The sequence below is a fragment of the Agrobacterium sp. P15N1-A genome, from assembly GCF_044626815.1.
GTDB lineage: Bacteria > Pseudomonadota > Alphaproteobacteria > Rhizobiales > Rhizobiaceae > Agrobacterium > Agrobacterium leguminum.
Genome location: NZ_JBIUPF010000002.1, coordinates 312,719 through 326,699 on the forward strand (window position 1 = coordinate 312,719; position 13,981 = coordinate 326,699).

The following is a 13,981-nucleotide window of genomic DNA, read 5'->3' on the forward strand; positions in this document are numbered from 1 at the left end:
ACGGCAAGCAGCCTTTTGTACCAATCAATTGTGAGAATGATCAGACAAGCCGGAACAACTTGCCCGGATTGAAGATGTTATCGGGATCGAGCGACGTTTTGATGGCGCGCATCAGATCCAGTGCATTACCGGCCTCTTCGGCGAGGAAACTCATCTTGCCCTGTCCGATGCCGTGTTCGCCGGTGCAGGTGCCGTCCATGGCGATGGCGCGGCGGTTGAGACGGGCGACGAAGGCTTCGGTTTTCGCCACACTTTCCGCGTCCTTGCCATCGAACAGAATAAGGACGTGGAAGTTCCCGTCGCCCGCATGGCCGACGATCGGTGCGAGAAAGCCGTTTTCCTCGATATCCCGCTGTGTTTCCACAACGCAGTCGGCAAGACGCGAAATCGGCACGCAGACATCGGTGGAAAGCCCGTCGAGATGGGGGGCAAGCGCCCGCGAGGCCCAATAGGCGTCGTGCCGCGCTTTCCATAGCCTGTTGCGCTCGGCCGCATCGCCTGTCCAGCGGAAGTCGACGCTGCCGCATTCGGCCGCGATTTCGGCGAACTGCTGCGATTGCAGCGCCGCCGTTTCCTCGGTGCCGTGGAATTCCACGAAGAGTGTCGGCTTCTCCGCATAGTTCAGGCCGGAATAGGCGTTGCAGGCCCGCACCTGCACTTCGTCCAGCAATTCGATGCGGGCGACCGGAACCCCCATCTGGATCGTCATGATGACGGCATCGCAAGCCGCCTTGATGCTGTCGAAAGTGCAGACCCCACCGGCGATTTTTTCCGGAATACCCTGAAGCCGCAAGGTCACGGAAGTGATGACACCGAGCGTGCCTTCAGCACCGACGAAAAGCCGTGTCAGATCGTAACCCGCGGACGACTTGCGGGCGCGCCGCGCGGTGCGGATTTCCTCGCCATTGGCAACAACGGCGGTAACGGCCAGCACATTGTCCTTCATCGTGCCGTAACGCACGGCATTGGTGCCGGAGGCCCGCGTCGAGGCCATGCCGCCGATGGAGGCATTGGCGCCGGGATCGATGGGGAAAAACAGGCCGGTATCGCGCAGATAGACATTGAGGTCCTCGCGCGTCACGCCCGGCTCCACCGTCACGTCAAGATCTTCGGCATTCACCTCAATGATGCGATTCATCCGGCTGAAATCGATGCAGATTCCACCATCAGGCGCATTCACCTGCCCTTCCAGCGAAGACCCCGTTCCGAAGGGAATGACCGGCACCTTGTATTGCGCGCAGACCTTCACCACCGCCTTTACATCGTCCGCGCTCTCGGCAAAAACGACACCGTCAGGCGCCTGCAGCGTCAGATAGGTGGTGGTGTGGCCGTGCTGCTCGCGAAACGCCTGTCCGGTCTGGAGCCTGTCGCCGAGCTGCTGCTTCAGCACCGCGAGCGAAGACGCGATACCCTCTTCGTTCCGCTTTCCCGCCACCACATCTTTCAGCGCCATCGTCCGTCTCCACCGCAACATCTGCCCGTAAAGGATTCGATCCGTTACGAAATTCCGTCAGGTGGTATGGGATAAGGTTAACGCTTTGTCCAGCATCGCGATTGCGCCAAACACTGTTTGGCGGCAACCGTTTTTCATTCCGCTGCGAGCAGCGGCTTGTCCTCTTCCAGCGCCTTGCGGCGGGCGGCAAGTTCAAGCTCGCGGTGAAGGCGGATTTCCTCATCCGCCTGCGGCTTGGCGAAGCGGGCGATCAGCAGGTAGGAGACCGGCGTGATGTAAAGCGTCACCAGCGTCGCAAAACCGAGGCCGCCGACGATGACCCAACCGAGCGCGATGCGCGCTTCCGCGCCGGCACCCTGCGCCAGCACCAGTGGCACGCCGCCGAGAATGGTCGCGATCATCGTCATCATGACGGGGCGCAGGCGAATGCTGGTGGCCTTTTCAATGGCTTCCCGCACGGTTGCGCCCTGATCGCGCAGATGGTTGGCGAATTCGACGATGAGAATACCGTTCTTGGCCATCACGCCAACGAGCAGCACAAGCCCGATCTGGCTATAGACGTTGAGGCTCGAGCCGGTGACCAGCAGCGCGATGACTGCGCAGGCAAGGCCGAGCGGCACCGTCGTCATGATTATGACCGAACTCAGCACGCTTTCGAACTGCGCGGCGAGCACGAGGAAGATGATGACGATGGCGAAACCGAAGGTCAGCAACATGCCGCTCGAATTTTCCTCCAGCGTCGCAGCCTCTCCCAGCGGCAGCAGGCGTGCGCCGGGCGGCAGGACGGATTGCGAGAGCTCATTCACCTTTTGCAGGGCCTCACCCAGCGAAACGCCGTCCTTGAGATTGGCGGTAAAGCCAACGGAGGGAAGCTGCTGCTCGCGGTTGAGCTGCGGCGCAACCGCATTTTCCTTCAGGGTGGCGATGACCGACATCGGCACGATCTTGCCGTCGCCCGTCTTCAGGAAGACGTTTTCCAGATCGGTCGGATCGTTGATCGGTCGGGTGGAGGACAGGAGCCGCACCGGGATCGCATCGCCATCCACGAAGACGTCGACAATCGAGCGTCCTTCCAGCAGCGACTGCATGGCGCGCGACAGGCCGGTGATATCGATGCCGAGATCCGACGCACGCTCGCGGTCGATGGAGACGGAAATCTGCGCCTGATTGGGCTCATTGTCGAAACGTGGCGTATCGAACAGGCCGCTTTCCTCCATGGAAAGCAGCAATTTCTGCGTTGCCTCGGTCAGCGCCGCATAGTTGCTGCCAACCATCGCCATCTGCAGGCCGTTGCCGGCACCGCGAATTCTGAGGCTGTTCGGCTGCATCGCATTGCCGCGCAGCGCCGGAACCCTGTTGGCGGCGGAGGTGACATCTGCGGCAATCTGGTTCTGCGTCCTCTCACGATCGGCCCAGGGCGCAAGCGTCAGCACCATGAAACCGGTATTGGACGAGCCGTTCATGCCGGTGATGGAGTAAATATTGCGGATTTCACCGCTGTCGCGCAGCGGCTGCAGGTTTTCCTCGATCCGCTGCAACTGGTCGCGGGTATATTCGAGGCTGACGCCCTGCGGCGCTGTCACCCGCATCATGATCGAGGCGCGGTCTTCGCGCGGCGTCAACTCGTTCTGGATCATGCCGAAGGCGATCCATGACAAACCGGAAAAGATCAGCGCCACGACGATGACGATCAGCGGATTGTTGAGGCAGGCGGAAAGCGTCGATTTGTAGGTGGAGGCAAAGACATTGCCGAACCATGCGAGCGGCCCCGTTGGCTCCTTCAGCCCCTCCTTCAGCATACGCGAGGCGAGCATCGGGCAGAGCGTCAGCGCCACGATGGAGGACAAGCCCACCGCGAAGGCCAGCACGAAACCGAATTCGCGGAACAGACCGCCAAGCTGGCCCGGCAGGAAGGAGAGCGGAATGAAAACGGCGGCAAGCGTCGCCGTCGTCGCGATGACTGCGAAAAAGACTTCCTGCGTGCCGAGAACGGCAGCGGCCCGCGGCCCCATGCCTTCCGCCCGGCGGCGCACGATATTTTCCAGCACCACGATGGCGTCATCGACCACGAGGCCCGTCGCCAGAACGATGGCAAGCAGCGTCAGGATATTGACCGAGAAGCCGACCATATAGATGGCGACAATGGTGCCGATCAGCGCCACCGGCATGGTGATTGCCGGAATGAGGGTGGCGCGCCAGTCGCGCAGGAAGAGATAGAGCACGACGACGACGATGATCGCCGAGAGACCGAGCGCCAGTTCGACCTCGTGCAGCGCGCCTTCGATGAAGACGGCATCGTCACTGGTCACGACGATACGCGTGCCCTCGGGCAGATTGGCCGACATGGCGTCGACGGCGGCCTTCACGCCGGTCGAGATGCTGAGCGTGTTGGACTGCGCCTGACGGATGACACCAAGACCGACGCCCTGCACGCCATTGGAGCGCAGCGAGGTGGATTCGTCGTCCGCGCCCAGCATGACGGTCGCGACGTCCCTGAGGCGGATATTGTTCTTGATGAGAAGGTTGGAAAAATCTTCGGGCTTCGTCAGGCTGGCCGTGGCGCGCACGACGATATCCTGCGTCGTGCTTTTCAGCGATCCCGCCGGCACATCGAGGGCGGCGCTGGCAAGCGCATTGGAAACGTCGGTCACGGTCAGACCACGGCTCGCCAATGCGGCCTGATTGAGATCGACCCGGAAAACCTTTTCCTGATCGCCGTAAAGCTCCACATCGGCCACGCCGTCGACGGCGGCCAGACGGTCGATGATCTCGTCATCCACCAGCTTGGTCAGATCTTCCATGCTAAGCGTGGAGGAGGTGACGGCAAGGCGCATGATCGGCTGGCTGTCGGAATCCGCCTTGATGATCTGTGGCTCGTCGGCATCGTCAGGCAACTGGTTGGTGACGCGGCCAATGGCGTCGCGCACGTCATTGGCTGCAACGGCGAGATCGACATTGTCGCCGAATTCCAGCGTCACGCGGCTGGTGCCGAATTGCGAGTTGGACGAAATGGACTTGACGCCGCTGACACGCGCCACCGCACCTTCGATGGTCTGCGTCACTTCCTGATCGATGGTTTCGGGTGCGGCTCCCTCATAGGTGGTCCTGACGCTGATCGTCGGCCGGTCGACGTCAGGCAGTTCGCGCACTTCGACACCCACCAGCGCCGCAAGGCCGGCAACGACCAGCAGCGTGTTGAGAACCGCCGCCAGAATCGGCCGGCGTACGAACAATGCCGTAAAGGCGAGTTTGGAATCCTTAACCGAGGGCGGTTGCGTCGTCATTGGCTGGCAACCTCCTCGGGCTTCGGCTGGCTGCCGACGCGGACCGCGCCGCCTTCGCGCACGCGCTGAAGGCCCTCGATCACGACAGGCTCGCCATCCGCCAGCTCCGCCTTGACGAGAACGGCATCGGGATTGCGCTGCACGATCTGCACCCGCACCTTGTTCGATTTATTGTCGGTCACACGCCAGACATAGGAGCCTTCCGCATCCCACTGTACGGCCAGCGGATCGACCGAGGCATAGGTTTCTCCGGCAAAGCGCATGGTGACACCGAAGGACATGCCGGCCCTCAGCTCGTCCTTCTCATTGCCGAACTTCGCCCGGATGCGGATCGTGCGGCTCGCCTCATCGACGCGGTTGTCGACGGCCTCGATCTCACCCTTGAAAGTCTCGCCCGGTCGGGAAATCGACGTCGCCTCCACCGGCATGCCGACCTTGATCGCGGTTGCGAACCGTTCGGGAGCCCAGAAATTGACGAGAATTTCCGAACGGTCGTCGATGCTGACGATGGTTGACTGCGTGGTGACGTTATCGCCGATATTGGCGGCGACAATACCCGCCACACCCTCTATCGGCGCAACGATGTCGCGGCGCTTAAGATTGAGTTCGGCAGTGCTCAGCGCCAGCTTGGCGGCTTCCTCGGCAATCTGCGCATCCAGCACATCGAGGCGGGAGACGGATTTCAGGTTCTTGTAGGAATTGGATTTTTCAACGGCGCTGCGCAGCGCCACCTGCGCCTTGTCGCGCTCGATCACCTGCTCTTCATCGTCGAGCCGCGCCAGCACCTGGCCTTTCACGACACGAGCGCCGGACGACGTGCGAATTTCCGAAAGCGTGCCGGAAGCCTGTGGCATGACGACAACCGACTGGATCGCCTCGCCATTGCCGATGGCATTCAGCCGGTCATTGACCGTGCCTTTCTTCACCGTGGCCGTCACCACCAGTGTGGCGTTGCCGTTGCGGCGCGCACCGCCGGCATTCTGGCCTGTGGACGCACCGGCTGCCGGGCCGCCGGATGCGGCGACTTCAATCGCCCCGGCAGGCGTTTTGCCAAGCCCTATCGCGGCGAGCACATTGCGGGCTTCGGGCGAATAGAAGCCCCAGAGACAGAGCCCCGCTCCCACGACGGCAACACTGACACCCACCTGTTTCCAGACCCGCATATATTTCTCCGGTTGATCCGCGCAGCACAAAGCATTCCCGAAAACGACACGTTCCGGGACAGATGCAGTATTCCTGCTTGGCCAAGGCAAGGCAACGCACAAATCCGTTCCTTACGTAATTGTAATTTGGGCGCAAATGCCGCCCGGCGCAGCCAAACGGCAATCCGGGCCACGCATTCCTGTCGCAAATATCCGCCATTGGGCTAATCTGCCCCCGAGACGCCATAACCGGAGGAAGCGATGAGCACCGTGACGAAGACCGAAAACCCGGAAACCGATCCTCGCGTCAAGGCGGTGTTCGATGACATCCGCGCCACCCGCAAATCGGATTTCATCAACAATATGTGGCTCTACCTCGCCTTCGATGCCGATCTGCTTGAAAAGACATGGGGTGAGGTGAAGGCGGTGATGGCGACACCTTCGGCGCTCGATCCCGTGGTGAAGGAAATGCTCTATATCGCCGTTTCCGTCACCAATGGCTGCTCCTATTGCGCCCATTCCCACACGGCCGCCGCCAAAGCCAAAGGCATGACGACAGAGCAGCATGCCGATTTGCTGCGCGTCATCGCGCTTGCCGCCAAGACCAACCAGCTTGCGGTGGCGCTGCAAGTGCCCGTTGACGCCGCTTTCGACGCCGACAGGCAGACATGAAACGAAAAAATGCCTTGGAATGGGCGTTTTGACGGTTGATACCGGAATAAAAGCAGAACACGGTTCTGGCCTTTATATCCCGAATCACTACATTGGGCCGCATGAGCAACAGTTTTGACGATATGCCGTTCTTCGATGAGGAACCCGCCGCACCGCGCAGGGCAACGAACAATGCCGGTGCGGAAAGCGGCGGCGGGCTTGGCATTGCCGCCCGCGCCATGGCGGCGCGCGATCAGACGCGTGCTGCGCCCGACTATCTTTCCGGCCTCAACCCGGAACAGCGCGAGGCCGTGGAAACGCTGGACGGCCCCGTTCTCGTGCTCGCCGGTGCCGGCACCGGCAAGACCCGCGTTCTGACGACCCGCATCGCCCATATTCTGGCCACCGGCCGCGCCTATCCGAGCCAGATTCTTGCCGTGACCTTTACCAACAAGGCTGCCCGCGAGATGAAGGAACGTATCGGCGTTCTGGTCGGCGGCGCTGTCGAGGGCATGCCCTGGCTCGGCACCTTCCACTCCATCGGCGTCAAGCTTTTGCGCCGCCATGCGGAACTCGTCGGCCTGAAATCGGACTTCACCATTCTCGATACGGATGACGTGGTGCGGCTGATCAAGCAGCTCATTCAAGCCGAAGGGCTGGACGACAAGCGCTGGCCGGCAAAGCAGTTCGCCGGCATGATCGACGGATGGAAGAACAAGGGCCTGATGCCGCCGGACATTCCCGAGGGCGACAGCCGCGCCTTCGCCAACGGCAAGGGTCGCGAACTTTACACCGCCTATCAGAACCGCCTAAAAACGCTGAACGCCTGCGATTTCGGCGACCTTCTGATGCACCCCATCAGCATCTTCCGCCGCCACACCGATATTCTGAAGGAGTATCACCAGAAGTTCCGTTACATTCTGGTGGACGAATATCAGGACACCAATACGGCGCAATATATGTGGCTGAGGCTTCTCGCCCAGCGCGCCAAGGGCGAACCGCAGAATGTCTGCTGCGTTGGCGACGACGACCAGTCGATCTATGGCTGGCGCGGCGCGGAAGTGGACAATATCCTCCGCTTCGACAAGGATTTTCCGGGCGCCAAGGTCATCAAGCTCGAACGTAACTACCGCTCCACCGAGCATATTCTCGGCGCGGCCGGACATCTGATCGCCCATAATGAGGGCCGTCTCGGCAAGACGCTGTTCACCGAACGCAGCAGCCCGGATGACGAAAAGGTCGTGGTGCATGCCGCCTGGGATTCCGAGGAGGAAGCCCGCGCGGTCGGTGAGGAAATCGAACAGCTTCAGCGCAAGAACCATAATCTGAACGACATGGCCATCCTCGTTCGCGCCTCCTTCCAGATGCGCGAGTTCGAAGACCGTTTCGTCACGCTTGGCCTCAATTATCGCGTCATCGGCGGCCCGCGCTTTTATGAGCGCCTCGAAATCCGCGACGCCATGGCCTATTTCCGCCTTGTCTGCCAGCCGGCCGACGATCTCGCCTTCGAGCGTATCGTCAACACGCCAAAGCGCGGTCTTGGCGATACGACGATCCGCAATCTGCACGACTATGCCCGCGCCCGCGATATTCCGATGCTGGCCGCAGCCGCCGATATCATCGAGACCGACGAGCTGAAGCCGAAGGCGCGCAAGGCGCTGTTCGATGTGGTGCAGGATTTCCGCCGCTGGCAAGGCCTCTTGGAAAACACCGAGCACACCACGCTTGCCGAGCAGATTCTCGACGAAAGCGGCTATACCGCCATGTGGCAGGCCGACAAGACGGCCGAAGCGCCCGGACGACTGGAAAACCTCAAGGAACTCATCCGCTCGATGGAGGCCTTCGAGAGCATGCGCGGCTTCCTCGAGCACGTGGCGCTTGTCATGGATGCCGAACAGAACGAAAATCTCGATGCCGTCTCCATCATGACGCTGCATTCCGCCAAGGGTTTGGAATTCGACACCGTCTTCCTGCCCGGCTGGGAAGAAGGCCTGTTCCCGCACCAGCGGGCGCTGGACGAAGGCGGACGTTCCGGTCTGGAGGAAGAACGCCGTCTTGCCTATGTGGGCATCACCCGCGCCAAGAAGCTCTGCCATATCTGGTTCGTGTCGAACCGGCGCATTCACGGGCTGTGGCAATCCACCCTGCCCTCGCGTTTCCTCGATGAATTGCCGCCCGCCCATGTGGATGTCGCGGCATCCGACAGCAGTTACGGCGGTTATGGCGGCCGCGGCGGTTACGGCCAGTCGCGTTTCGACAAGGCCGATCCCTTCGCCAACAACTATTCCACCCCCGGCTGGAAGCGCGCGCAGCAGAACCGCAGCGACGCCACCCGTGACAATTGGGGCACGCGCTCCGGCCATGCGGTGGAACGGATCGGTTATGGCGAAAGCGGCCCGCGCACCCGCACGATTGACGGCGAACTGGTGGCGAAATCCGTTGCCGACACGCCATCGAAATTTTTTGTCGGCGACCGCGTCTTCCACCTCAAATTCGGCAATGGCAATATTTCCGCCATCGAGGGCAACAAGCTGACCATCGACTTCGACCGCGCCGGCCAGAAGCGCGTGCTGGACGGATTTGTGGAAAAGGTCTGATTCGACAACCATGAGTGCCTGAAGGCCGCTTTTTCCATAGCCTGCGTCATGCCGTTGCAATAAAGGAGTTGCAATGGGGAAGTGGAACCGGCGAGGACAGCTTTGCATATATTACCGAAAAGCCAGCGCAGGCTCGCCGTTTTCCTGATCAATATGGACAGCGCCACCAAACGCCTCGCGGATATGACCGCGCGCCTCGACGCCATGGGGCTCAAGGCGGAGCGTGTCCCCGGCGTCAATGGCAGGGAACTGAATTACCCAATCCCGGAATTCAGCGAGATGTCCTACATGCTCATGCATGGCCGCCGCACCTCGCCGCCGGAAATCGGCTGTTATCTCAGCCATGTCGCCTGCGCCAATAAATTCATGGCGGGCGATGCAGATATCGCGCTCATCCTCGAGGATGACGTGGTCTTCGACGATGATTTTCTCAACGCCATAGACGAGGCGGTGCTGAATGGCGGCGACTGGGACTTGCTGCGGCTCACGACCGTCAGCAATGGCCGGAAATTCCCGTTCCGCCCGCTTTCCAACGGTCGTTCGCTCGCCATTGCCATCACGCGGGAAAAAGGGTCGGGAGCCTATCTCGTCAACCGCCGCGCCGGAAAATGGATATCGAAACTCATCCCCATGCGGCTCGCTTATGACATCGCATTCGATCTGGAATATCTCGCGGGGCTGAAGGCGGCCTTCCTCTACCCGCTCTGCGCCACGCAGGATGCGGATGGGGAAAGCCAGATCCAGAACAATCTGCGCATCTACCGCCTGCCGCGCTGGCGCTATTTCACCGTTCTGCCCTATCGCGCCTATCTGGAAACCAGCCGGTTCCTGCTGCGCGGCATTCGCTTCGCCGTCGCCAAAATGTGCGTTGCGATGGAGCGCGGCAAAGGCAAGACCGCCCCGTCCGGTCATTGATCGATCCGTCTTATGCTTCGCCAGGCGTGAAGCCGACGAGATAGACGGCCGCGATCACGGCTGCGAGAATGAAAATCGAAATGACGAAAATCGTCATCCGGTTCAATGGTTTGCGCGTCGTTTTCTTCATGGTGGAATAATGCGTGGCCGCATCGCTTGTTCCGCAACGCACAGGATAATGTCGTCTAAAACCGTGAGCCGGCGCAATTCGATTCCGCTTCAGGCATATATGGGCTAAAGCTCGTCTCCATCTTCAGCTTTGCCGGCCCGCCATGACAGACACGACGCATTCACGCCTCAACCCGCTGCATCTTGCCGCCGCCTTCGCCAGCGGCTGCCTTTTGACATTGATGGTGCATTTCAACGGTCAGCTTGCCCATTACGGCAATGCGCTGTTTTCCTCCTGGACGGCGCATGGCACCGGCACGGTGGCGGCGCTGATCTATCTCGCCATCATGCGTCCGAAGAAAGACGTGGGCGCGGCAGAAAAACCGAAAGCGCCGCTCTGGGCCTATTGCGGCGGGGTCGTGGGTGCCGCCATCGTCATCCTCACCTCCACCGCCGTCAATTCGCCGCTGGCGCTTTCCGGCACCATTGCGCTCGGGCTTGGTGGACAGGTGATCTTCAGCCTCCTGGCGGATCTTTTCGGACTCTTCGGCCTGCCCAAAAGAAAGCCGGACCTGCGGGACATGGCGGCTGTGGCGCTGATCCTGTGCGGCAGCGCACTCATCATCCTTGTCGGGAGAACGGCATGATTGTCTGGATCGCCATGGCCTTTACCGGCGGCGTCTTCGTGGCGCTGAGCCGCCAGATCAACGGCCGCCTCAGCCTGTCCAACTCGCCGCTCATCGCATCGTTCTGGAACCACATTGTCGGTTTTGCCGTGCTGACGGTCATCGGCCTCATCGTCGGCGGCCTCATTCCGCCGGGCGCGGCCGATGCGCCCTGGCTTGCCTTTATCGGCGGGCCGATCGGCGTCGTCTTCATCGCTTCGGGAAGCTGGCTCATTCCGCGCATCGGTGCGGTCAACACCGCCCTTCTGGTCATCAGCGGCCAGATGGTCTCAGGCGTGGTTCTCGATCTTTTCGGCGATCATCCGCCGAAACTCTGGGCAAGCGCACTCGGCATTCTGCTCATCTTCGCCGGCATGGTGCTGACACAGCGGCGCGGTCGCTAGAGCATTTCCAGTCAGGAAAATGCGGAAAGCTCAGGAATCGCTGCCGCGCGAAAACATGCCGAGCAGGGTCTTGCCGCCACTTTTACCGCCGCTGCTCGCAAGTGTCGGCCGGTTGCCGTTCAACTTCGGCACCACCACCATGCGCTTGACTTCGCCGCGCTTGAAGGCCGCAAGGAAGCGCGGGTAATCGCGGAACACCACGCAGCCATTCGATTCGCCGCGTTTCGCCAGCATGTAGGTATGGGCCAGAAGGCCGTCGCGGCCGTGCGGGTTGACGCCGTTTTCCGGCGTCAGGCGAATGGCCTCGACGCCATGGAACCGCGCCTCGCGCATCGTCAGACGATAGCTGGAAGGCGGCGTCGAACCGCGCATTCTCACATGTACGTAATCGGGGTTGTCGCGCATCTTGCCGATGCCGGAATGCGCTTCGAGCTTCTCGCCATTCGGCATGTGCACCACGCCGGAGGAAATATCGTAGATCGCCGTGCCATTGCCGCGATCCGGCCACGGAACCGCATCCATCTTGCTCGGCTCGCGCATCGGATTGTCAGGCTTTGCAAAGGCGAGCATGGCGCCGGTGCTCTGCTTCGGCGGTGCAGGCGCGCGAAGGGGAACCGGTGCATCGAAAGCCGGCGCCGAAGCGACGGCCGGAACATGTTCCTCGGTCCTGGACGGTGTCGCGGGACGCGGTGACGGCTCAACCGTCTGAGCCGTCGCAACCTCGGGACGGAAGCTCGGCAGCGGCACGTCATCGGGCAGCAGGCTGCTTGCCTCTTCCTCGATCTGCGGCCGCGCCAGCGCCACTTCAAATGCCGGATGCTGCGGAACGGCGCTCTGATAGGCAACCTCGGAGGTGCGACCCAGCGCCGAATCGACGATCGCCGACGGCTTGAGCGCGGCAAGCTGCTTCACGTTCGCCTGCTCTTTTGCATTGGCAGCCGCGCCGAAGCGCTCGCCGAATTCCTTCGCACCGATCTCGGGCATGATGCCGGCGAGGCGAACCGCCTTCTGCTGGCCATGGCTATGGTCGCTCAGGCGGGAAAACTTGCGCACGTGAATATCCCGCGCGGCCGCGTGGACAATTGCCGTCTCAGTGGAAGCGAATCGCGTCACCAGCGTCTTTTCAAACTGCCCGACACCATGCGAAGCGGCGGCCATGCTGTGCAGCGAGGCAAAGGCGGCCAAGGCGAAAAGGCCGGCAAAGGCGCCGCCGCCAAGGAGGGCGGACATTCGGCCGAACGCAAAGGATTTGCCTCTCTTGAGGCGAGACGAACCGGCAAGACCGGCGCCATTATAGGCCGCAGCAGAAAACGCCATGATACTCGTTACTCGAACCGTTCACGCACACCCGGCCGACGCCGGAGGGATTTTGGGACATCCGAAGGGCGGGCAAACACCACGCCGGTTTCGGAACTGACTGGTTCGAAGCATGACGAATTATGGTAACCAAAGTGTTTACGAGTCCCTGCAAAAATAATTCGTTAAGGTCTGCGCATTGTAAGGCGAAGGCAAAACAATGACTTGCGCCGGGACTGCGTGCATCCGCACTGCGTCGTCCGGGGAAATGCCCCTTAGAGGGTCGTCATCGGCCTAAAAATTTCCGTCGCCGCATTGTCAGGTAAATTCCGACTTGGCCGGAAATTTGCTGCAAATGCGGCAGGACTGCGACAGGGCAAGCCCCCTGCCCGAAACATCCGTGCCTGCCGGAGAGGTCGAAAGGGGCTTGATCCGTTAAAGCCGGCTTGGCATCCTGCCGTGAAAAGGGAGGCACATCATGAAGGCGCTGCTGCTCATCGATATTCAGAACGGTTTTTGCCCGGGCGGCAATCTGGCCGTTGCCGATGGCGACAGGGTCGTGCCCGTCGCCAATGCCCTGATCGACAATGGCGGCTACGATCTCATCGTCGCCTCGCAGGACTGGCACCCGGAAAATCACGGCAGCTTCGCCTCCCAGCATCCCGGCAAGAAACCCTTCGACATGGGCGAACTCTCCGGCAAACCGCAGATGATGTGGCCGGATCATTGCGTGCAGGGCACGCCGGATGCGGAATTCCATCCCGACCTCAAGACGGACGCCTTCGATTATATTCAGCAGAAGGGCGAAAACCCCGCCGTCGACAGCTATTCCGCCTTTCGCGACAATGACCAGGGCGCGACGACGGGACTGGCCGACTATCTGAGCCGTCAGGGTGTCACGCAACTCGACGTCTGCGGCCTTGCCACCGATTATTGCGTCAGTTTTTCGGTGCTCGATGCCCTCGACATGCTGCCCGGTGTGAATGTCCGCTTCATCGAAGATGCTAGCCGCGGCATCGATCCGCAGGGCATCAAGGCCGCGATTTCGACGATGCGGGAAAAAGGCGCGGCCATTCTCAAAAGCCGCGACATATTGCGGGACTAGTTTAGCGCGGCTTCGGCTTCTCCAGCACGTCGATATCGCCTGCCGCATCCTCAAGGCGTCTCAGGATCGCGGCATGTGCATCCCTGAGCCCCTCATTATAAAAAACATGCCCCAGCTCCTCGGCCAGAAAATCCACGAAGATTTCCGCCTGCAGAAGGCCGATTTCGGCTTCGGTCTCCCGGGCAAGATAGTCCCGGATACGTGCGGCCAGGGCGGCCTTTTCCTGCTTTTCCAGCATCGATCTTCCATCGTCTGACTGTTGAGGGGTACGGGAGGAAGGCGGTGAAACCATCCGCCCGGCTCCTGCCATATGAGGCGTTACCGTAACGGAAGGTTCAAGGGAATCAATCGATCCATTCAT

At 61.1% G+C, this 13,981-nt stretch carries 11 protein-coding genes; 6 read left to right on the forward strand and 5 right to left on the reverse strand.

Annotated features, from left to right (window positions below; all coding sequences use genetic code 11):
* Positions 1 to 40: 40 nt before the first annotated feature.
* The 3 genes from ACIK7D_RS09555 to ACIK7D_RS09565 all read right to left on the reverse strand — a co-directional run bounded on the left by ACIK7D_RS09555 (position 41) and on the right by ACIK7D_RS09565 (position 5,900).
* The gene (locus ACIK7D_RS09555) at positions 41 to 1,453 is read right to left on the reverse strand and encodes an FAD-binding oxidoreductase (protein WP_400156170.1); all 1,413 of its coding nucleotides are present in this window, start codon (positions 1,451 to 1,453) and stop codon (positions 41 to 43) included.
* Positions 1,454 to 1,587: 134 nt separating this feature from the next.
* The gene (locus ACIK7D_RS09560; RefSeq protein ID WP_400156171.1) at positions 1,588 to 4,737 is read right to left on the reverse strand and encodes an efflux RND transporter permease subunit; all 3,150 of its coding nucleotides are present in this window, start codon (positions 4,735 to 4,737) and stop codon (positions 1,588 to 1,590) included.
* Positions 4,734 to 5,900 (reverse strand): efflux RND transporter periplasmic adaptor subunit, encoded by a 1,167-nt coding sequence (locus ACIK7D_RS09565; protein WP_400156172.1) that lies wholly within the window; start codon positions 5,898 to 5,900, stop codon positions 4,734 to 4,736. Before ACIK7D_RS09565 ends, ACIK7D_RS09560 begins: the two co-directional genes overlap by 4 nt.
* A 240-nt stretch (positions 5,901 to 6,140) precedes the next feature.
* Between ACIK7D_RS09565 and ACIK7D_RS09570 the strand changes: the two genes are divergently transcribed.
* From ACIK7D_RS09570 to ACIK7D_RS09590, 5 genes are all read left to right on the forward strand, one after another.
* Positions 6,141 to 6,551 carry a carboxymuconolactone decarboxylase family protein gene (locus ACIK7D_RS09570; RefSeq protein ID WP_065655832.1) on the forward strand — a complete coding sequence of 137 codons (411 nt, stop codon included), beginning with the start codon at positions 6,141 to 6,143 and terminating at the stop codon, positions 6,549 to 6,551.
* Positions 6,552 to 6,652: 101 nt separating this feature from the next.
* Positions 6,653 to 9,127, forward strand: coding sequence for an ATP-dependent helicase (locus ACIK7D_RS09575; protein WP_400156173.1), 2,475 nt, complete (start codon positions 6,653 to 6,655; stop codon positions 9,125 to 9,127).
* Positions 9,128 to 9,229: 102 nt separating this feature from the next.
* Positions 9,230 to 10,042, forward strand: coding sequence for a glycosyltransferase family 25 protein (locus ACIK7D_RS09580; RefSeq protein WP_400156174.1), 813 nt, complete (start codon positions 9,230 to 9,232; stop codon positions 10,040 to 10,042).
* Positions 10,043 to 10,314: 272 nt separating this feature from the next.
* Positions 10,315 to 10,797 carry a DMT family transporter gene (locus tag ACIK7D_RS09585; RefSeq protein WP_400156175.1) on the forward strand — a complete coding sequence of 161 codons (483 nt, stop codon included), beginning with the start codon at positions 10,315 to 10,317 and terminating at the stop codon, positions 10,795 to 10,797.
* Entirely contained in the window at positions 10,794 to 11,219 is a 426-nt protein-coding gene (locus tag ACIK7D_RS09590; protein ID WP_020812062.1) for a DMT family transporter, read from the forward strand. The genes ACIK7D_RS09585 and ACIK7D_RS09590 overlap by 4 nt, the downstream gene beginning before the upstream one ends.
* A gap of 30 nt (positions 11,220 to 11,249) precedes the next feature.
* Here ACIK7D_RS09590 and ACIK7D_RS09595 read toward each other — a convergent pair whose 3' ends face one another.
* On the reverse strand, positions 11,250 to 12,536 hold the full coding sequence (locus tag ACIK7D_RS09595) for a tlde1 domain-containing protein (RefSeq protein ID WP_400156176.1): 1,287 nt from the start codon (positions 12,534 to 12,536) through the stop codon (positions 11,250 to 11,252).
* A 457-nt stretch (positions 12,537 to 12,993) separates the two neighbouring features.
* Here ACIK7D_RS09595 and pncA point away from each other — a divergent pair, with 457 nt between their 5' ends.
* Positions 12,994 to 13,620, forward strand: coding sequence for a bifunctional nicotinamidase/pyrazinamidase (pncA, locus tag ACIK7D_RS09600; RefSeq protein WP_137452980.1), 627 nt, complete (start codon positions 12,994 to 12,996; stop codon positions 13,618 to 13,620).
* A gap of 1 nt (position 13,621) precedes the next feature.
* Here the strand turns inward: pncA and ACIK7D_RS09605 are convergent, their stop codons facing one another.
* Complete coding sequence (locus tag ACIK7D_RS09605; protein ID WP_400156177.1) at positions 13,622 to 13,858, reverse strand: DUF2164 domain-containing protein; 237 nt, start codon at positions 13,856 to 13,858, stop codon at positions 13,622 to 13,624.
* Positions 13,859 to 13,981: the final 123 nt, after the last annotated feature.

Excerpts from the sequence above, each read along its gene's own strand:
- ACIK7D_RS09555 (WP_400156170.1), bottom strand. The coding sequence starts at position 1,453 with ATGGCGCTGAAAGATGTGGTGGCGGGAAAGCGGAACGAAGAGGGTATC.
- ACIK7D_RS09560 (WP_400156171.1), bottom strand. The coding sequence starts at position 4,737 with ATGACGACGCAACCGCCCTCGGTTAAGGATTCCAAACTCGCCTTTACG.
- ACIK7D_RS09565 (WP_400156172.1), bottom strand. The coding sequence starts at position 5,900 with ATGCGGGTCTGGAAACAGGTGGGTGTCAGTGTTGCCGTCGTGGGAGCG.
- ACIK7D_RS09570 (WP_065655832.1), top strand. The coding sequence starts at position 6,141 with ATGAGCACCGTGACGAAGACCGAAAACCCGGAAACCGATCCTCGCGTC.
- ACIK7D_RS09575 (WP_400156173.1), top strand. The coding sequence starts at position 6,653 with ATGAGCAACAGTTTTGACGATATGCCGTTCTTCGATGAGGAACCCGCC.
- ACIK7D_RS09585 (WP_400156175.1), top strand. The coding sequence starts at position 10,315 with ATGACAGACACGACGCATTCACGCCTCAACCCGCTGCATCTTGCCGCC.
- ACIK7D_RS09590 (WP_020812062.1), top strand. The coding sequence starts at position 10,794 with ATGATTGTCTGGATCGCCATGGCCTTTACCGGCGGCGTCTTCGTGGCG.
- ACIK7D_RS09595 (WP_400156176.1), bottom strand. The coding sequence starts at position 12,536 with ATGGCGTTTTCTGCTGCGGCCTATAATGGCGCCGGTCTTGCCGGTTCG.
- pncA (WP_137452980.1), top strand. The coding sequence starts at position 12,994 with ATGAAGGCGCTGCTGCTCATCGATATTCAGAACGGTTTTTGCCCGGGC.
- ACIK7D_RS09605 (WP_400156177.1), bottom strand. The coding sequence starts at position 13,858 with ATGCTGGAAAAGCAGGAAAAGGCCGCCCTGGCCGCACGTATCCGGGAC.